11 protein-coding genes are annotated in these 20819 nt (G+C 53.4%); 4 read left to right on the top strand and 7 right to left on the bottom strand.

Translation table 11 applies throughout. The annotated features are described in order from the left end of the window. Positions 1–688: 688 nt before the first annotated feature. The gene (locus tag GX364_04100) at positions 689–8377 is read left to right on the top strand and encodes a hypothetical protein (GenBank protein NLI70034.1); all 7689 of its coding nucleotides are present in this window, start codon (positions 689–691) and stop codon (positions 8375–8377) included. A gap of 1055 nt (positions 8378–9432) precedes the next feature. Here the strand turns inward: GX364_04100 and GX364_04095 are convergent. The 3 genes from GX364_04095 to GX364_04085 all read right to left on the bottom strand — a co-directional run bounded on the left by GX364_04095 (position 9433) and on the right by GX364_04085 (position 14323). Then, a complete protein-coding gene (locus tag GX364_04095) occupies positions 9433–11169 on the bottom strand; it encodes a glycoside hydrolase (GenBank protein ID NLI70033.1) in 1737 nt (578 codons plus the stop codon). 66 nt (positions 11170–11235) lie between these two features. Next, positions 11236–13305 (bottom strand): DUF1926 domain-containing protein, encoded by a 2070-nt coding sequence (locus GX364_04090; protein NLI70032.1) that lies wholly within the window; start codon positions 13303–13305, stop codon positions 11236–11238. Beyond that, on the bottom strand, positions 13298–14323 hold the full coding sequence (locus GX364_04085; protein NLI70031.1) for a galactose-1-phosphate uridylyltransferase: 1026 nt from the start codon (positions 14321–14323) through the stop codon (positions 13298–13300). Before GX364_04085 ends, GX364_04090 begins: the two co-directional genes overlap by 8 nt. A 275-nt stretch (positions 14324–14598) precedes the next feature. On the opposite strand from GX364_04085, the gene GX364_04080 reads away from it, so the two are divergent. From GX364_04080 to GX364_04070, 3 genes are all read left to right on the top strand, one after another. Beyond that, positions 14599–15135: a DUF4912 domain-containing protein gene (locus tag GX364_04080; protein ID NLI70030.1), complete on the top strand. Its 537-nt coding sequence runs from the start codon at positions 14599–14601 to the stop codon at positions 15133–15135. A gap of 17 nt (positions 15136–15152) precedes the next feature. Then, positions 15153–16790: a DUF1957 domain-containing protein gene (locus GX364_04075; GenBank protein ID NLI70029.1), complete on the top strand. Its 1638-nt coding sequence runs from the start codon at positions 15153–15155 to the stop codon at positions 16788–16790. A gap of 83 nt (positions 16791–16873) precedes the next feature. Further along, positions 16874–17053 (top strand): alpha/beta-type small acid-soluble spore protein, encoded by a 180-nt coding sequence (locus tag GX364_04070; protein ID NLI70028.1) that lies wholly within the window; start codon positions 16874–16876, stop codon positions 17051–17053. Positions 17054–17160: 107 nt separating this feature from the next. On the opposite strand, the gene GX364_04065 is transcribed toward GX364_04070, so the two are convergent. The 4 genes from GX364_04065 to GX364_04050 are packed head-to-tail and all read right to left on the bottom strand — an operon-like array spanning position 17161 to position 20077. Further along, on the bottom strand, positions 17161–17898 hold the full coding sequence (locus GX364_04065; protein ID NLI70027.1) for an ABC transporter permease subunit: 738 nt from the start codon (positions 17896–17898) through the stop codon (positions 17161–17163). Beyond that, a complete protein-coding gene (locus tag GX364_04060; GenBank protein NLI70026.1) occupies positions 17895–18620 on the bottom strand; it encodes an ATP-binding cassette domain-containing protein in 726 nt (241 codons plus the stop codon). Before GX364_04060 ends, GX364_04065 begins: the two co-directional genes overlap by 4 nt. Positions 18621–18622: 2 nt before the next feature. Continuing rightward, positions 18623–19474: a hypothetical protein gene (locus GX364_04055; GenBank protein NLI70025.1), complete on the bottom strand. Its 852-nt coding sequence runs from the start codon at positions 19472–19474 to the stop codon at positions 18623–18625. Next, positions 19475–20077, bottom strand: coding sequence for an RNA polymerase sigma factor (locus tag GX364_04050; protein ID NLI70024.1), 603 nt, complete (start codon positions 20075–20077; stop codon positions 19475–19477). It lies immediately after the preceding gene. Between the last annotated feature and the right edge of the window lie 742 nt (positions 20078–20819).

Raw genomic sequence — 20819 nt, 5'->3', positions numbered from 1 at the left:
TTGAGCCCGAGCATGAACCGTTCTTTTTGCTATGGCCCATGAACGGCCCAGTCGCCAAGCCAACATATAAAAAAAGAAATAGAAAACGTGGGCGGCCGAGGAGACCCTTGTTAATACCACTTACTCATGGGGGGAAGCTATTTCCTGGGTTTTATCTTTCGCATACACACAAAAGAGAGCTAAAACCGCCTGATGAATCCCCTTCTCATACAAACCCCACCATTGCCATAAACTGATTCCTGGTCTTTTATCCCCGTAAAGCATAACGTTTCCCTCTGCCCGAGATTCCTCGCGGCGCTATTTTTTACTCCGGTGTTAGCATTTCTACATCATTTTTCTCCATGGCTTCATGTTGGTGTTCTTGTCAAACACCGCTTGCTCGGAATGACAGAGGGGGAGGGAGCCCTGATTTTTTGGGCGACCGAAGAATCCCCTCCTCATACACCACTAACCCTGCCGCCAGAAAGGTAGAAAGTAGATCTTTCATCAAGTAAAAACTGCAGGGCGATCGCAGAATCTCCCAAAACCGCCTGCCGAAAAATCAACGGGAGTCCAGCCTGTCTTTCCGGAGCTTAATATTGTGGAAACGGAAGGATTACATTTCTTTTTGTCGAAAAGAAAATTAAGGGTAACATAATTCCCCCCGTTATCAGCGGGGATAAATAATAACGCAGGAGAAATGAAACCGATGAAAAACAAGAGAAGATCATCATATCGGCTGGTGCTGGCAATAACCCTGATAATTGCCCTATTGACAGGTACGGGGGCAGACATTGCCGCTGCTTTTCCGGTATCACCGCAACAGGGTGAACCTGCCCCGGGGGAGGGGGAAGGAGTTATTCCTTCTTCCGAGGATAGCGCGGAGACGGGGAATCTCTACGCTTTCGGCACACTGGGGTGGGGGCTCGGTGAGGAGGGGCTTCTGCCTTGCGAGATGGGCTTTTTCTCGGAGGTTCAGGATATATCTGCCGGAAAGTATCATTCCCTGGTATTGATGGCCGATGGCACGGTTTATTCTTTTGGAGACAATAAAGACGGTCAACTGGGACATGGTGACAGAAATGAAAGGAAATTCCCGCAGAAGATCGAGGGGCTGAAGGGTGTCCGGCAGGTCAGCGCCGGCCTTTTCCATTCGCTGGTATTGATGAAGGACGGCGATGTTTACGGGTTCGGTTTGAATGATAAGGGACAACTGGGGACCGGGGATGACAAGACCTGTCTGGAACCGACGAGGGTGGCACTTCCGGACAACAAGGAAGCGGTACAGGTGGCGGCGGGTGGCAGATTTTCCCTGGTATTGACGGCCGATGGCACGGTTTATTCTTTTGGAGATAATGAACACGGCCAACTGGGGCTGGGCGACGGGAATGATCGCCTTCTGCCGACAAGGATAGAGGGGTTGCCCGATCCGGCAGAAAACCCGGTGGTGGAGGTTTCCGCGGGGAAAGAACATGCGCTGCTGGTGCTGGAAAACGGTGATGTTTATTCTTTCGGACGAAATCTACGCGGTCAACTGGGGCTGGGCAATTACGGTGATAAACACAACAAGAATTCGCCACAGATGCTGGCGCGCGGAGAGGGAACAGGGCAACTGCCCGCGGATGTTCCCGCCGTCCGGGTTGCGGCGGCGGTGGCAGGCGGCCCCGATGACGGTGCCCACTCGCTCATCCTGCTGGAGAACGGGGATGTTTATTCTTGCGGGCGCGGGAGCGCCGGGCGCCTGGGACAGGGTGATAACAGGGATCGCTATTACCCGACGAAGGTGGATCTGGAGGTCAAGATAAAAGAGATCGGGGCGGGGGGCGACTATTCCCTGGCCATTGGCGAGGATGGGCAGGTTTATGTTTGCGGAAATAACGATTCCGGACAGCTGGGATTGGGGGAAGAGGTAGTACAGAAAGAGTCGTTCACCCCCGTGACGGGGTTGCAACCGGCGAAAGCGATCTCCGGCAGCTCTTATTCGCTGGTGCTCATGGACGACGGGACGGTCTATTCCTTCGGTCTCAACAACCACGGGCAGCTGGGGCAGGGGACGACGACCTCCCTCAATATACCCACATTGCTCAGGGGGTTCGAGCACATCAAATCGGTCTCTGCCGGCGGGGCTCATTCATTGTTGCTGCTGGAGAACGGCCGTGTTTTTTCCTGCGGCCTCAATGAATATGGCCAGCTCGGTCATGGGGACCGGAATGCCAGGTTGCTTCCTGCAGAGATAAAAGGGTTGCCCCGGGATATAAGAGTGGTGGCGGTGGCGGCGGGGAGGTACCATTCCCTGGCCGTGCTGGAAAATGGGGAGGTCTATTCCTGGGGGTACGGGGAGTTCGGCCAGCTGGGGCATGCCAACAACCAGACCCTGTATGCGCCGCAAAAAGTGGTGCATCTTACCGGTGTCGTTGGCGCTTCTGCCGGAAGGAACCACTCGGCGGTGGTCAACAGGAAGGGAGAGGTCTTTACCTTCGGGCTGGGCACCTACGGCCGGCTGGGACACGGGGACGAGGTCAGCTATCTTTACCCCAGGATGATCGAGGGGCTGCCCTCTCCGAAGGAGCATCCGGCGGAGGCGGCGAAGGCGGTCTCGGCGGGTGGATGGCATACACTGGTGTTGCTGGAGAATGGAGATGTTTATGCTTTCGGACGGAATCTTTACGGTGAGCTGGGACTGGGTGACAAAAACACACGGCTTGCACCGGAAAAAATGGAGGGACTGCCCGGCGCGGCGGCGGCAATTGCTGCCGGGAGGGCGGCGGATATCGAGGATGGGATGCATTCGCTGGTGTTGCTGGAGAATGGAGACGTTTATTCCTTCGGGCGCAATGATTGCGGTCAACTGGGGCTGGGGGATACAGATGATCGTGACGAACCCACCGAGATAACGGGATTGACGGGGGGTGCCGTATACCTGTCTGCCGGCGGCAGGCATTCGCTGGTGTTGATGGACGACGGGAAGGTTCATGCTTTCGGGCAGAATGAATACGGTCAGTTGGGGCTGGGAGATACGGAGGGGCATGAGGCGCCGGCTGAAATCGAGGGGTTGGCTGATAAAGAAATCGTTGGTGTGGATGCCGGCGGTGAACACTCGCTGGCGGTGTCCGCGGCAGGTCCGGTTTACTCGTTCGGGAATACAGCCGACGGGCGGATCGGAAGGGTGCCGCTGCAGCCGGAGATACCGGGGCCGGGAAATATGAAGGCGGTTTCGGCAGGTGATCGGCATGTTCTCATCGCCCTGGAGGATGGAAGGGTGTTTGCCTACGGACACGGCTCGGGCGGACGCCTGGGGCATGGTGACGAATATGATCGGTATGAACCGGTGGAGATAGAGGGGTTGCCCGATCCGGCGGAGAATCCCGCTGTTTCGGTGGCGGCGGGCGGCGGGCATTCACTGGTGCTGCTGGAGAATGGGGATGTTTATGCCTTCGGGCGGAATGAATACGGCCAGCTGGGGCTGGGAGGCGGGAATGATCACCTCCTGCCGACAAGGATAGAGGTTTTGCCCGCTGCTGTTGCGGTGGCGGCGGGCGGCGGGCATTCACTGGTGCTGCTGGAGAATGGGGATGTTTATGCTTTCGGGCGGAACGAATATGGCCAGCTGGGGCTGGGGGACACGGATAACCGTGAGGCGCCGGTTAAAATCGAGGGGTTGGCTGATAAAGAAATCGTTGATATGGACGCCGGTGGCGAACACTCGCTGGTGGCACTGGCGGACGGCAGTGTTTATGCCTTCGGGCGGAATGAACACGGCCAGCTGGGGCTGGGAGATACGGATGATCGCGACGTGCCTGCCAAGTTGTCGGGGTTGCCCGCTGCTGTTGCGGTGGCGGCGGGCGGCGGACATTCACTTGTGGCACTGGCGGACGGCGGTATTTGTGCCTTCGGGCGGAATGAACACGGCCAGCTGGGTTTGGGAGACACGGAGAACAGTGATCTGCCGGTTGAAGTCGGGGAGTTGGCTGACAAAGAAATCGTTGGTGTGGATGCCGGCGGCAGTCATTCGCTGGCGTTGCAGAAGAATGGTGATGTTTATGCCTTCGGGCGGAATGATTGCGGCCAGCTGGGCCTGGAGAGCCACGACGACCACACTGAACCGTCGAGGATAGATAAAATATCGCCCATCAAGGGGATGGCTGCCGGCCATTCTTTCTCGGTGCTGGCATCTTTCAGCCGGGAGACGGGCCTGCTCCGGTACCGCATTGCGGCCGATGAGAGAAATGGACTGGAAAATGATGTCGAAGGGGTCATCGACAGCGTCGATGGCAAGGTCGAGGTTACCGTTCCCTACGGCACGGATATTGCAGAACTGGTTGCTGTTTTTGAATTATCATACGGAGCGAAGGCATATGTGGGCGAAAGCGAAACGGCGGAGGTCAGCGGCGAGACGACCAACGATTTTACCGAGCCCGTTGTTTATACGGTCGTCGCCGAGGATGGGGTGACGGAGAAAGAATGGACGGTGACGGTGACGATCGCCCCCAACGATGAGGCAGATATTCTGGCCTACAGATTTCTGGCGGCTGACAACGAGGGAGTCCTGGATGCCGATGTTTGCGGGGACATCAACGCCGCTGAGAGGAAGATCGAGGTGTTCGTTCCCTACGGCAGGGATCTCGATGCGCTGATTGCCGACTTCGAGTTATCATACGGGGCGGAGGCGTATGTGGGCGAAAGTGAAACGGCGGAGGTCAGCGGGGAGACGGTCAATGATTTTACCGAGCCCGTCATCTACACGGTCGTTGCCGAGGATGGGGTGACGACGGAGGAGTGGACGGTGACGGTGGAAAATGAACCTGCCAACACCGAGGCGGAGATTCTATCTTTCGATTTCCGGGCGGACGACAATGCAGGGGTTCTTGAAGATGATGCGGAGGGGGATATCGATGCTGCCGAAGGAATGATTACGGTGATCGTTCCCTTTGGCACGGATGTTACAGAGCTGGTTGCCGTCTTTGACTTGTCATACGGGGCGGAGGCCAGGGTGGGTGAAACGAAACAGGTCAGCGGCGTGACGACCAATGATTTTACCGAGCCGGTCACTTACAATGTCGTTGCCGAGGATGGGGTGACGGCGGAGGAGTGGACGGTAACGGTGGTGATCGCCCCCAATACCGAGGCTGATTTCCTCTCCTATGGATTCAGGGAGCTTTATACGGAGACGGTTCTGGACAGGGAGAATGGAACGATAGGGGTTACCGTTCCCTTCGAAACGGATGTCACGGAACTGGTTGCCGTTTTTGAGCTGTCGCCGGGGGCGGCGGCGTATGTGGGCGAAACAAAACAGATCAGTGGAGAGACAGCCAATAATTTTACCGATCCCGTCATCTACAGGGTCGTTGCCGAGGATGGGGTGACGGAGAAAGAATGGACGGTGACGGTGACGATCGCCCCCAACGATGAGGCAGATATTCTGGCCTACAGATTTCTGGCGGCCGACAATGAAGAAAATCTGGAGCGGGATGTGTCGGGGGACATCGATGCCGGAAACAGGACGATCCGGTTGACGGTACCCTACAAAACAGATCCGAGCAACCTCCGCGCTTCTTTCAGTTTATCCTATGGAGCAAAGGCGTATGTGGGCGAAAGCGAAACGGCGGAGGTCAGCGGGGAGACAGTGAACGATTTTACTGCCCCCGTCATCTACAAGGTTGTTGCCGAGGATGAGGAGACGGAGAAAGAGTGGACGGTGACGGTGGAAAATGAACCTGCCAGCACCGAGGCGGAGATTCTATCTTTCGATTTCCGGGCGGACGGCAATGCAGGGGTTCTACATGCCGATGTTTGCGGGGATATCAACGCCGCTGAGGGGAAGATCGAGGTTACCGTTCCCTACGGCACGGATCTTGATGCACTCGTTGCCGATTTCCAATTATCCTACGGGGCGAAGGCGTTTGTTGGCGGAAGCGAAACGGCGGAGGTCAGCGGGGAGACGGCCAACGATTTTACCGAGCCGGTCACTTACAATGTCGTTGCCGAGGATGGGGTGACGGAGAAAGAATGGACGGTGACGGTGGTAATCGCCCCCAATACCGAGACTGATTTTTCCTTCTATGGATTCAGGGGGCTTTATACGGTGACGGTTCTGGACAGGGAGAACGGAACGATAGAGGTTACCGTTCCCTTTGAAACGGATGTTACAGAACTGATTGCAGTTTTTGCATCCTCTTACGGTGCGGAAGTGTATGTGGGCGGAATGCCACAGGTCAGCGGCGAGACGACCAACGATTTTACCGAGCCCGTCATCTATACGGTCGTTGCCGAGGATGAGGTGACGACGGAGGAGTGGACGGTGACGGTGGAGTATGAACCTGCCAGCACCGAGGCGGAGATTCTATCTTTCGATTTCCGGGCGGCAGCCAACACGGGGGTTCTGGAAAATGATACGGAGGGGAGTATCGATGCTGCCGAAGGAATGATTACGGTGACTGTTCCCTTTGGCACGGATGTTACAGAGCTGGTTGCCGACTTTGAATTGTCGCCGGGGGCAACGGCGGAAGTGGATAGTGTGCTGCAGGTCAGCGGCGTGACGATCAACGATTTTACCGAGCCGGTCATCTACACGGTTGTTGCCGAGGATGGGGAGACGGAGAGAAAGTGGACGGTGACGGTGCGGGAACCCTGCCGGGAGGCAGAGTTGCTGGGAATCCGGTTGACGCGGCAGAACAACCCGCATCTGGAGCAAGATTACGATAGCGGGCCCCCGACCGATGAAAAAAGTTTTTTTGTGGAGGTGCCCGAGGGGACGGATCGGGAAGCGCTGGTGCCCGTTTTTGAGCTGTCGCCGGGGGCGGCGGCGTATGTGGGCGAAACAAAACAGATCAGCGGAGAGACAGCCAACAATTTTACCGATCCCGTCATCTACAGGGTTGTTGCCGAGGATGGGGTGACGGAGAAAGAGTGGACGGTGATAATCGCACACGAACTTCCGTTGAGCGATGAGGCGGAGATAGTGAGCTATGTGTTCTTGAAGAAACATAACCCGCACCTGCGGGATGACGTGGCAGGCGATATCGACGCCGAAAATCACAAGATCAAACTGAAGGTTCACTACGGCACGGATGGCAGCGAACTGATCGCCACTTTCGAACTTTCGGAGGAGGCGATTGCCAAGGTGGGGGCAGAGGGGCAGGATAGCGGCGAAACCCCCAATTTCTTTTTTGAATATGATGAAAGCGATGCGGGCGAAGTTTACAAGGTCGATTACACGGTGGTTGCTCAGAACGGGAGAGAGCAGAAATGGACGGTGGAAATCGAGGTTATCCCCAACGACGAGGCGGAGATTTTATCCTTTGGTTTTTCCGGCAAGAAGTCGGAGACGGTGATAGACGGGGATGGGAAAGAGGTCACCGTGACCGTTCCTTACGGCACGGATCTGAAAAATCTCAAAGCGGTTTTTGAGTTGTCACCGGGGGCGGTGGCGTATGTGGACGGAACAAAACAGGTCAGCGGTGTGACGGCCAATGATTTTACCAATTCTGTCATCACCCCGGTCACCTACATGATCGAAGCCCAGGACGGAGTAGCCAGGATAGATTGGGAGGTGACGGTGGAACATGCCTCCAATACCGCGGCCGATTTCATCTATTTTGGCTTTCTTGAAGAAGATAACCCGGCCCTGAAGGAGAATGTGTTCGGGGATATTTCGCCTGATGGAAAAATCGCCGTAACCTTGCCGCCGGGCAGCGATGTGAGCGCGCTGGTTGCCGATTTTGAATTGTCCGACGAAGCAGAAGCAAAGGTGCTTGAGAAAAAACAGATCAGCGGGAAGACGGCGAATGATTTTACTGCTCCGGTCATCTACACGGTCGTTGCCGGGGATGGGAAGACGGAGAAAGAGTGGACGGTGACGGTATCCGTTGAACCCAGCGGGGAGGCGGAGTTCGTCTCTTTCGGGTTTGGCAGGGATAAAAACACGGGGCTGACAAAGGACCTGTCGGGGGAGATTGACAGCAAGAAAGGAGAAGTCAATATCTGGACTTCCCCCGGGTCGGATCTCGATCTCAGATCCATGATCGCCGAATTTGAACTGTCGCCGGGGGCGGTGGCTTATGTGAATGGTATGAAACAGACCAGCGGCTACTCATCCATCGATTTTAACGATTCTTTCGCTAGCCCTGTTGCCTACACGATCAAGGCCAGCGATGGCGTTAGCAGCAGGGAATGGCAGGTGGGCGTGTTCCTCTACGGTGATGTCAACATGGACAGGAAGATCACTGTCAGCGATGCCATCCTGGTTCTGAGGGAGATCGTGAGGTTGATCGAGCTCGATGAGGTGCAGACGAAGGCGGCCAAGGTCAGCGGTGACAACAAGGATATCAATGTCAGCGATGCCATTCTCATCCTGCGGCATATCGTCAGGCTGATCGATGATTTCCCCGTGGACAGATAGTTGGGCGGCCCTGCCTCCCCTGTCATTCCGAGCAAGCGGTGTTCTGCAACTACGCAGGCGTTATGCTGTTATACAATGCTTGCGGGAATGCCGGCCCCTGGTTGGTTAGCATAGCGCCGCGTGGAATCTCGGGAAATGGCAAACATTACTCTTGATGATGGCGATGGTGATGTCGTACTGCTCCGCTCCCAATAGTAAGGCAAGTGGTATTGACGTAGGCTTCATTGCCCGCAAGCGTTTCCTTATTCTTTTTTATATGTTGGCTTGGCGACTTGACCGTTCATGGGCCATAGCATAAAGAACGGTTCAGGGAGTGAGTGTGTTCAACTAGGGGATTCTTCGGTCGCCCCAAAAAACAGAGCTCCCTCAGAATGGACAGGTAATACACTGTCCACATCACGTCGGCAGTCCCGTTTCGCTTCCTCGCCTTCACCGGCTATGGCAACCATTCACTCTATGTCGCTTACGCCAACATATCGGTACGGGAAAAGATTTAAACCAGGGAACCAGTTTATGCCGATACCAAGTGGTGTCCGAGAAGGGGATTCTTCGGTCGCCTGCGGCTCCCTCAGAATGACAGGTAACTCGGAAAGAAAAAACAGGAGCCAGTTCAGGAATGACAGGTAGTGCACTTTTACTCCAGTGGGCAGGAGACATGCTTTTACGTTGTCATTCAGAGCAAGCGGTGTTTAGGAGTACGCAGGCGTTGTGCTGGTAGGGCAAAGGAATGCAGGAATGCTGGCCCCCGGCTGATAAGGATAGCGCAGCGTGGAATCTCGGGCAGAGGCAGGCGTTGTGCTTTGTAGAGATAAAAGACTAGGAACCAGTTTGTGCCGATAGTAAGGTGTGTACGAGGAGGGGATTCTTCGGTCGCTTGCGGCTCCCTCTGAATGACAGGTAGTTCACTTTTACTAGAATGACAGTACCAATGAATAACCAGGGCTCCCTCTGAATGACAGCCTGGGCGAAAAGGCAAAACCAAGAACCAATGACCTCTGAATGACAGGTCACTCGGAAAGAAAAAACGGGAACCGGTTTAGACCGATGGTAAGTGGTCAAGATTCTTCCCGGTTTTCCTCGCGGGTGTCAACCATCGAGACAGGCCCGGCTATGGGATCATGTTCCCAGGCCGGTTCCCCGGGCTCGGGCCTGATCACGGAAACGGAAAGCGCCGCAGGTGGACGGAGCCCCAGGGCGTGGTATACGTTGGCCAGATGTTTCCGGAAAAGAGCTTCAAACGGGGCCGCAAGGTAATAAGGCATGCTATCCACCCACCAGTAGTAATCGCTTCCCTCGGCAATGTAGATCCAGTGCAGGGCCTCGCCAATCTTTTTCCTGTCATCGCCGGTGAAACGTTCCCGGCAGTCATCGACGGCCTTCCGTGCCGCAAGCAGAAGATCCCACATCGCATTCTTGTTGTCCGAACCGATCCAGCGGGTCAAACCGTGATCCACCCACGAACCGGTGTAAAGATTCCCGATGGCTGCACGGGGCGGGTTCCGGGATATGTATTCGCTCACGGTAACACAGCGCAGAAATCTTTCGCTGCTGAGCCTGCGATAGAGAGCATGCAGAAACTCGCGCTTGTCATCGGCATACCACTCCCAGGCATTCTCCCCGTCAAGAGAGATGGTAACCAGATAATGTTCCCGTGTATTGACAAGGCTGTTCCTGATGCAATGCAGGCGGTGAACCAGATCCGCCGCCGCATCTTCCCCGCTGAAATGCTGGTACTCGAAGCCGATGCGGTCGGAAAGGTTATGGTCCCTGAATATCATGATCATTTTCTCTTCCCCGGAACCGATCAGGTAAGGTTGATACAATATCTCGGGGTTGAGCACATGGCCGTAATGATCCCTTTGAATATCCACGCCCAATGATCGAGCCAGTATCTGTTCATCGGAGATGGCCCAGGAAAAGCCAAGTTCGCTGCAAAGCGGGATAATTTCCGGGCTGACAGCTTGCTCCGAAGGCCAGAGCCCTGCAGGGCGCCCTCCGAAGAGAACTCTGTACTGTTTCAATGATTCCTGCATCTGTGCACGGATGTCCTCGGGGTAACAGTACCTGCCGGGAACGTTTATACCCGGATTGTTGCGGCATACACTTGAAGAATCGATGATCAGAGGCATGATCGGATGGTAAAAGGGGGTGGTCATCAATTCGATGTGCCCACGGTCTTTCATGGAGCGATGGATGGGTATTGTCCGGGAGAGTATCTCCATCTGTTTCTCCAGAAGCTGTTCTTTTTCCTCTTCGGAAAAATCCCTTCCCCCGGAAACCAGCCGGTTCAAAAAGGGATCACCATCCCTGATCTCCGGGTCGAACCAGGCCAGATTGAACCAGACCTGCAGATCACGGTAATCCCGCTCTGCAAAGAGGTCAAGAACGTCTTCGTTCAGGCCGGGTTCACGGTGGTAGCCCTGTTTCTCGAGCAGTTCACGGTAGCGCGGAAAACGGGCGATCACCCTTTCCCAATGAATATCAAAATAATGTTGCAGCAGAAAAAGGCGTTCCGGAACGGTGAGTTCCACGGGGGGTTTCATCACGGCCAGGTAATAGTCTTCCACCCCGGCCCCGGTATAATCCTGGAGCTGGGCCAGAAGCGAGGGAGTAAGGTTGAAAGTCTGTCTGATTTCAGGGTATTGTTCAAGGATGGCCGCCATCTGGTAGTAGTCCTTGGCGGCATGAAGCCTTACCCAGGGCATGATCAACCTGTTCCGGGAGTAATCTTTGTAAAAGGGCTGATGCTGGTTCCAGACAAAAGCTATGTACAATACCGGTTCATCATGCAAAAATGATCACCCCCAAGATTTCGTTAAAACCCATCAAGGCTGTTTCCCTTGCGTACGGCCAGATGTTCAGCAGCGGCCCATCTCCTTGACCTTCATGGTCAGAAGAACCGACCACCTTTCCCCGGTTACCAACCGGGGTTGCCAGCGGGGGAAAACAAGTGACTGCTGGTACGTTCTTTCCAGGCCTGTCTCCGTACGGGAGATCGTTTCGATGGGAAACCTCCAAAGCTGTGCAGGTCGGCTGAAATGGAAACAGAGGGCGAAACCACGCCGCTCATCGCAGAGGCAAACATTTTCCACCCTCTCTTCCACACCGACGGAAGCAAGGCAGGGTTGTTCAAGCCCGCGCCCGGGGATATGGTAATATCTTTTTTCATCCTGGCCGGAAAGCATCGCCAGGTTGAATTCACTGCCAAACCAGCCTTCGTAATCTTCTCCGCCGCAATGTTCCAGACAGTATTCCAGGACAAAGTTGTCCGACCCCGCTTCAAAGGCAATCTCCTTGCTCATCCGGATACTGCTTCCCCCGGCATCAAACTGATGCCGGAACACGACCGAGGCCTTCTGCAATGTGCGGGAATCGCCTTGCGGCTTTTTTAGTTCCATCTCCGTCGAAGCAAAAAAGGGTTCCGGCCCTTCATGGCAGAGGCGGCGAAAATCCTCGAGAGAAACCCCATCGGGGAAAAAATGTTCGATCATCCCTCCGCGCCGGTAACGGTCATAGACTATATCTTCCTTCAACAACTCGGCAGCGTCGAGTTCGATATCATGGATGCTCCTGACATCATCATCTGCATCGTGGCCATTTTTACCCTCCTTGTTTTCAAATATCTTGTGATGGTATTCTTCTTCCCGGCGCGTCATCGTATCCAGAAAGTTAACCGCTGCCGGCCGCCAGGAGAATTCCCACATGCTTCCGCCCAGGTGGGGCGAGAACATCAGGGAGAAACGATCCGAAACGACCACGAGTTCGTCCCGGCCATCAAAATCACGATCCTCCACCCGCAGATCCAGAAATGCTGCACCGCCCCCGATCATCTTTTCTGCCTCCTCTTCCGCCTTGAGGAGGTTTTCCCAGATCGCCGCTCGGAGAAAGTTCAGGTACAATCCCCCGAAAACTCCATGCCAGTAAGCACAATTACACTGTCCCGCCCAGAGAAAATCCAGGGCCAGATCACGGGTTTTGCCTTCCGGGAGGGCATCGATGCGCCGCCGCACGGCCAACATCTTCTTGTGCATGAGGTTGCTTTCGGGATAACGGATGAAGAAATTCCGCCAGAATCCACCTGACCATTCCACCATCTCCCGGTAGGAGGAAGCCGGCAGATAAACCAAACCTTGCGGGGGCGCGATGGACATGTATTCGGAGAAGGTCACCGTCTGCAACCAATCACTGTTTTCCCGGAGCATGGTAAAAAATTTTTCCAGCCCCCCTTCCTCGTAAACGGCCCTGGAAGTCCCGGGCCAGGCGCCAAATTTTTCGCCATCATCGGCCAGAACCAGCAGTTTTCTTGTGGCGGGGTCGTGATGACTCCGTAAAAATTTCAGGGCCTCCCCGGGGGGGCAAAAAGGGATGAGATAGCGGAGTTTTTCACTGATGGGAAAAATATTCAGGGGCCACCCCTCCTCTTCCGTGAGATAATAATGGAAGAGCCGATCAAAGCCAGCCTTCTGGAAATGATAATCATCGGTAGCCACGTATTGAAGCCCTGCCTCTGCAATCGGCCGCGCCAGGGAAGGTTCCCAGATACGTTCGGCAAGCCACATGCCCCTGGGAACCACCCCCAGATGATCCCTGATCCATGATGAAAGTTTTTCGATCTGACCGCGCTTGTCTTCATCTCTGATGATGGGAAGGATCGGCTCGTAGAAGCCCCCGCCCATTATTTCAACCTGCCCGCGTTCCACCAGAGTGCGAAGAAGGCGCAGGTAATCCGGCCGATTCCGGCGTAACCATTCCAGGAGGATACCACTGATATGAAGCGAAAATTTCACGTCGGGAAACCGGGAGGCCGTTTCCAGAAAGGGGCGATATGCCTTTTCATAATTATTGTTCAGTACTGCAGGAAAGTTACCCACAGGCTGATGATTGTGAAGTGCAAAGATAAAAAAAACTTTTTCCTGTTCTTTATGCAAATGTTTCCAACTCCGTCAGCACCAGATGGCGTGCCGCTTCCTCGGGTCGAACGGTGTTGATGTACATCCCCGTTCCCCGTTCAAAACCTGCCGCCCCCACCAACCGGGGAACGATCTCCAGATGCCAATGGTAAAAAGGCGATGCCGCTTCCGCCAGCGGGGCACTGTGAAGATAGTAATGGTAAGGCGGGTCATCCAGGGAGACAAATATTCCGGCCATCAACTGCCGCAATATCGCCGCCAGAGGTACGATCTGTTCACGCCGGATATCCTGAAATGATGAGTTGTGCCTGCGGGGCAGGATCCACACCTCGTAGGGACTTGCAGCCGCATAGGGGATCAGGGCCACGAATTCATCATTTTCGGCCACGATCCGTTCACCCGTTTTCAGTTCCTCCCGGAGGATGGAACAGAACACACATCCGCCCCGGTCAAGGTAATGGCGGCGGGCGCCCCGGAGCTCTTCTTCCAGGATGGGATAGACAAAAGGCAGTGCCATCACCCGTGCATGCGGATGTTCCATGGAGACACCTCCTTTTTCCTTGTGGCCTCTGTAAAGTATGATGGAGCGGCCCCGGTTTTTCCGGGAAAATTCTACAAACCGATGACGATATGCCTCGATAACCGTTTCCATCTGCTCCGGGGTAAATCTACCCGGATGCAGGTTGTGTTGCGGGGCTTCAATGATGATTTCGGCGTGGCCGATGCCGGGATAGATATCGTTTCCGCATTTTTCAGCCGGAAACGCATTGCCCCCGGTAGCCGGAACGGGACATTCATCGGGAACCACCCGAACTTTCCAATCACCATCCACCCCTTTCCCGTCCCGCCAGGCAACGGTTTCCGGAAGAGTCATGTTTTCATTTCCGCGGCAGTAGGGGCAATTGTCGACCACGGCTGGCAGTTCCTCGACCCTGATTTCCCTGTCCTGCGAAGATAAAGTTGTTTTTTGCCCGCCTCGTTCAGCTGCCATGATGACCCATCGGCCGGTTACCCTGTTCCGCCTGAACTCTGCCATCCGTTTACCCTTTCATTTTTTTGATTTTCGGTTGACACTGTATCGCCGAAAAATTCGAACCTAGCTTGCCACCACCGCTTTTTTTTATACCTTGAAATGATAGATTCGAGGTCAAATTTCATGCCAAAAATCGGCGTTACAGGTCTCCGCCAACTTGAAATATACATCAAATAATAAAAAAGAAATTCGGGCATAATACCATTTAGATTGCACGAAAACAGGTCCGGAGACAACACATTCTTGATCATTTTTTTTTTGCGAGGTGAAGGATAAATATGCCAAAAACTGATCCGATCGATCCGGAAACGGAAGACATCGACAGCCATATGGAACTGCCACATCATTATGAAGAGGATCGCCTCATTTTGCTTCCACGTGACCCGTACTGTCTTTTCGCCTACTGGGAAATCAGCACGGCGACCGGGGAAAAGATCCGGAAACGATGGGCAGAGGAAACCGGGGGGATGGGCAAGCCCAACCTGAGAGTTTTCCGCCATGGATGGAACCGTATCGGAACGATTGAAAGCCATGATGATCATCAGCTGGAAGAAGAAACAGATAACTGGTACATCCATGTAGGCGCTGCCGATAATTTTTACCATGTGGAATGGGGATGGATACTGCCGGAAGGCAATTTCTATTCGCTGCTTGAATCCAACATTGTCCGCACTCCCCGGGACGGAATCAGCGAGATCATCGATGAAAACTGGAAACTGCCGGATTGGAAATCAAGAAGGTTGTTCCGGCGAATCTCACTTTACCACCTCAGTTCTGCAGAATTGATAGGTCGAAAAATCAAAATAAAAAATTGAGCAGGAGGAATCTTGATATGCCCCAGGGTTTTCTATCCATAATTTTGCACGCACATTTGCCTTTTGTCCGCCATCCCGAACATCGGCACTCACTGGAGGAAAAATGGTTTTACGAGGCCATGCTGGAATGTTATCTGCCCCTGCTCAAGATAATGGAAAATCTGAAAAAAGACGGCATCAATTATTGCCTTGCCATTTCCCTCTCTCCGACATTGATGTTCATGATGGAAGATGAGTTGCTTGCCGGTCGATTCGGTGCCTATCTGAAAAATATGCAGGATCTGGCCCGGCGTGAAGAGGAACGGACATTTCACGACAGCACATTCTTCCCGCTGGCCAGGATGTACAGGGAATACTTCGATGAGATGGCTGATTATTATTACAATGTATGTCAGAGAAGGCCACTGAAAGTTTACCGGCGCCTGCAGGAAGAAGGATGCCTGGAAATAATCACCACGGGGATCACGCACGGCTTCCTGCCCCTGCTGGAAATCAACAGGGAAAGCGCCTATGCGCAGATCGCTTCCGCCGTAGATTATTATCAGGAACTATTTGCCGATATCCCGCGGGGAATGTGGTTGCCAGAATGTGCATACTGCCACAGTATTGACGAAATTCTGGAAGAACAGGGCATTCAATATTTTGTTACCGACACGCACGGCGTGCTCTACGGATCGCCGCGCCCGAAATACGGGGTTTACAGCCCGATACTGACCCACAGCGGGGTGGCCGTTTTCGGACGCGATGCCGAATCTTCCAAGCAAGTTTGGAGTTCACGGGAGGGTTACCCGGGGGATCATGATTACCGGGAATTCTACAGAGACATAGGCTATGACCTTGAACTGGATTATGTCGGGCCTTTCCTTCATCCGCCTGGTTTACGCAGCGACACCGGTATCAAATATTATCGCATCACCGGGGATACTCTGGCCTGCAAGGAACCGTACCGGCCGGATATAGCAAGGGAAAAAGCAGCTGTACACGCCGGTAATTTCATGTTCAACCGCCAGAAACAGGTCGAATTTCTGTCAAAAATGATGAGCCGCCCTCCGATAATCGTGGCTCCCTACGACAGCGAACTTTTCGGGCACTGGTGGTTCGAGGGGCCATTGTGGCTCGATTTTCTCTGCCGGAAAATCGCTTGTGACCAGCAAGAAATCAAGCTGATCACCCCCGGGCAGTATCTGGACCTCGGCTTCCCCCTGCAAGAAGCAACGCCGAACCCTTCCAGCTGGGGTGACAAGGGTTACTTCGAAGTCTGGCTCAATGGATCGAACGATTGGCTTTATCCCCACCTTCACCATGCAGCCGCGGAGATGACGGCGATCGCCACGGATTATCCCCGGGCAGAAGGGATAATGGAACGGGCAATCAAGCAGGCCGCCCGCGAATTGCTTTTGGCCCAGAGCAGTGACTGGCCTTTTATCATGACCGTGGACACGATGGTCAAATACGCCCGCGAACGTGCACGGAAACACCTTTCAAGTTTTCTGGACCTCGCCGCACAGATCCGGAATAACAGCATTGACGAAAATCAATTGAAAATGTTGGAAGAAACAGATAACGTTTTTCCCAATATAAATTATCAACATTTCCAGAATCTGGAGTCGACGGTTGCTTTAGAAAAAGAACGGTTTTTTTCTCCTGTCTCATGAATTAATTAACGCGGATATATTCTTTGGCGCTGCGAATAATATAACCGTCATCGAAAAAATAAAAAGAGGAGGTGAAACTGAAGATGTTGGTAAACGAAGCAAAGCAAGCTCTGGATCAGATGAAGTTTGAAATTGCCAATGAGCTGGGAATCAACTACAGCGGTGACCGCGGCAATCTGACTTCAAGGCAGAACGGGCATGTTGGTGGCAACATGACCAGGAGACTGGTTCTGCAAGCGCAGAAACAGATGGCAGGCAAGTAACGGAATGGTTTTCATTACTAAAAACATAAGAGGCGGGCGGATGCCTGCCTCTTGTGTTTGTAAATTGTATCCCGATTCGGGATGAAGAACCTTGTGTATTCTATATTCTAGTACTCTCTCCTCTCCCAGACACCGACAGCCAGTTCCAGCAGCAATCCTCCGACAAAGATTCCCAGGCCGATAGGAATGAATGTCTGCTGTCCCTCCCAGTATCCGTTCATGCGCAGATGGTAGATGATGGAAAAATTGCAGGTGGGTTCGAGCATACCAAAAATAAAAACTGAACCCCAGAAGATACCGGAGAAGAGCCCCGCGGTCCATTTTTTGGTAAATAATGACGAAAACAGAACTGTGGTTAGGTACATGACTGCACAGATCACGAAGGTTACGGTACAACTTAGAAACAATTCGATAATTTTGACCTGATAACCGGCATCGAAGAGCAGTACAAAATAGATAAAGGAGAGGCCATAAACAAAAAAAGCAATCAGAGTCAACCCGGCAATTGCTTTTGTAGCTACTATTTCACGGGGTGTTACAGGCTTGCTGAGCAGGTAGGCAGTTGTCCCCGTGGCCAATTCCCCGGCCAGCGAAGGATATCCCATCAACAACGCCAGCACCGCCGAAAAATGAAGGAGGGCAGTTGCAGACCAGGATACCCACGGTTGATCACCGAGGGTGGGAGCGGTGATTCCTTCCCACAACCTGAATCCTTCGGGAATAATGATGACCCGATCCCCGAAAAAGGGAAACAGGAGCGAGATGACCGCCGCCAGCAGGAAAAACAAAAAAAACATCAGCCGATATTCTCGTATTTCCCTGGACCAGAGATTTCCATGAATCAAGTTTTCTCCTCCTCCGAAAGGTAATGAAGGCATAATTCCTCCACATCGGCAGGCAGTTCGTCGAGACACAGGTCTTCCCGTGCCATGCAATTTTTCAGCAGGCGGCCGCGGTGGATCAAGCTTATTTCGCCAGGGGCCGCCCTGGTCTCATCAAGGCTCCCGGTGGTTAGCAGTACCGTCATTTTTTTTTGCGCCTGTTCGGAAACAAGCACCTCGAAAAATGCTTCCGCCTCGGGAGAACGGGAAAAGTGAATGGTTGGTTCATCCAGGAGCAGGAGTCCCGGCCGATGTGCCAGAGCCAGGATGAGTGCCAGCTGTATCCTGCAAGCATGTTCCAACTTCCTGATCGGCCGCCTGTGCGGCAGGGTGAAAAAATCGAGATAATGTTCAACCAGCTGCTCGTCCCAGTAAGAAAAAAAGTTTCGCGTGAAAGAGACTATTTCCCGAACGGTCATGAAGCCGTAAAGAGCCATGTTTCCGGAAACGTAACCCATTCTTTCTCGAAGACTGATACTTTCGGATACAATGTCATACCCCAGGCAGAACCCGCCGCCGGAAGTTGGTTTCCGGAAACCGAGGAGCAGTTTCAGGAGGGTTGTCTTTCCGGCACCCCTGGGCCCCAGCAGAATATGTATCTCGCCCCGCGGCAGCCTCAGATAAACGTTGTTGACGGCAACAACAGAACGGAATTTCTTGGTAAGCCCCCAGGTTTCAACCGCCATTCTCATGGATTACCTCCCCGGGAATCCGGTAGCGAGATTCTTCGGTACAACTTGCGCAGTTCTTCCGAAGCAATATCATCATCCTGGGGCCATAAAATATAGATTCTTCCATCTTTTTCGGTCCAGGCCATGACAGGTTTCCCCAGACTGTCACTGGTAATAGCCGGAACGCGGTGCAATTCTTCCAGGAAATCCGGGGTGATATATTCATCGTTTTCCCCGTGAATCGGTTCCTTGCCGGAGAGCATACGGGGATCGGCCACCAGAAGTAACAACTCCCGCTCACCATCGGTATAGAGGTAACGGGCAGGTGTTGCCCCGGATTCGGGACGGGTCGCATCTGCAAGTTTGAACTGCCCCAGTGTCCGCGGTGGAGTAAACCGGTGCATCTCCCCGCTGTCCCTCGTTCTGTCAGGAGCCCTGCCGTATCCGTATTCTTCAAGGGGTTTTTCTGGCAGAAAGTCTGTTTCCTCATCGTTATTTCCCGGGGAAAAATCGCCTTTTTCTTCCGCCTCTTCCGCTGTTTCCGGGCAACTGCTCTGATATTTTTCGGCCGAGAAATCACTCCTTCCGGCGAGATCATATCGGGAAGAATCATTGATAGCCCTGGAAGCCCATATCCCCGCGCCGACAAACAGCACAACCGCAGCGGCAATACCTATAGAACGGATCCAGCCGACACGGGCTCCACGGCGCCGACCGTTCCCCGCCCCGGCATCCCCGGGTTGGTCCAATTTCCGGGAAACCTGTTGCCAGGTCTCGCGCGCAGGTTCCCTTTCCAGGCTTTCAAGCTCGGTATGAACTGCTTCCTTGATAATATTTTCAACTTCATCCTCGTGGGGAAGTTCATCCATCTACTTCACCTCCACATCCTGGTTCTGCATCTCACCTGATAGACTGTGCAACGTTTCATTTTGTTCCCTGTCTTCAAGTACAGTCAAGAGTTTTTTACGTGCACGATGCATCCTTGATTTTATCGTCCCGGCCTTGACCCCCAGAAACAGAGCCATATCCTCTATTGTCTGGTAATGATAATAATGAAGAATGATCACCTGATACTGTTCCGGAGGAAGGGTGCGAAGCGCCGCCCGGACCAGTTCCACTTTCTCATTCCGCAGAACCCGCTCTTCAACGGGGGAAAAACCGGAGGGATTTGCAGAGCCGTCTTCAAAAAAGTCGGGGGTGGGATAACTCTTTTTTTCCTTCTTCAAGGAATCGAGGGCCAGGTTGGTGGCTATGGCCGCGATCCAGGAACCGAATTTGGCCGGTTCACGGAGGCTTTCAAGTTTGGTAAAAGCGCGGTAAAATGATTCCTGGGTCAGATCCTCGGCCCATTCCCGGTTGCGTACCAGAGCCATAACCGTGGCAAATATCTTTCCATAGTAATGCTCGAAAAGCTCCTTCAGTGAAGCCTGGCTTCCACTTTTAACCAGTGATTCTACCCGTGCCCGTTCCAATTTATTTACCTCCCCGTCTGGATCCAGGTAGTAATGCCGGAAAAAATTCTTTTTTTATCTACCCTATATCTTAAGATCTATCGGGTAAATTGTAAACATGTTTGCCGGGAAACTGCCGTTGTTTTCTCTCCTGTTCCGGAAGTTAAAACGGCAAGCGCCGCTGTCCCGCGGCCTCTGTTCCCTGTGGCAGCCGTTCACTCCGTGCCGCTGCCGTCAATATACCCGTACGGGGAAAGATAAAACCCAGGAACCAGTTTATAGCAATGGTAGGCTGTGTAAGAGAAGGGGATTCTTCGGTCGCGGCAAACTACAGCCGCTCTCTCAGAATGACAGTTTGTACCTTTTCTTTCTCTGGCAGTAGGGTAAGGGGTGCTTGAGGAGGGAATACTTCGACCGCCTGCGGCGACCTCCCCCCCCCCTGTCATTCCGAGCAAGCGGTGTTTAACAAGAACACCAACATAAAGCTTTAGAGAAAAATGACGTGGAAACGGTAACACCAGAGTGAAAAAATAGCGACGCGAGGAATCTCGGGCAGAGGCAGGCGCTGTGCTTGACGATGGCAGCCATTCACTCCATGTCGCTGACGCCAACATATCGGTACGGGGAAAAGACAGAAGCCTAGAAACCAGTTTATAGCGATGGTAGGCTGTGTACGAGGAGGGGATTCTTCAGGTGATTTAGGCTCTCTTTTGTGGGTATGCGAAAATATAAAACCCAGGAATCAGTTTCCCTCCGTGAGTAA

The sequence above is a fragment of the Bacillota bacterium genome, assembly GCA_012518215.1.
Taxonomy (GTDB): Bacteria; Bacillota; Dethiobacteria; order DTU022; family PWGO01; genus JAAYSV01.
The sequence above is the reverse complement of the archived record's forward strand: the minus strand, read 5'-3'. Positions and strand labels throughout refer to the sequence as shown.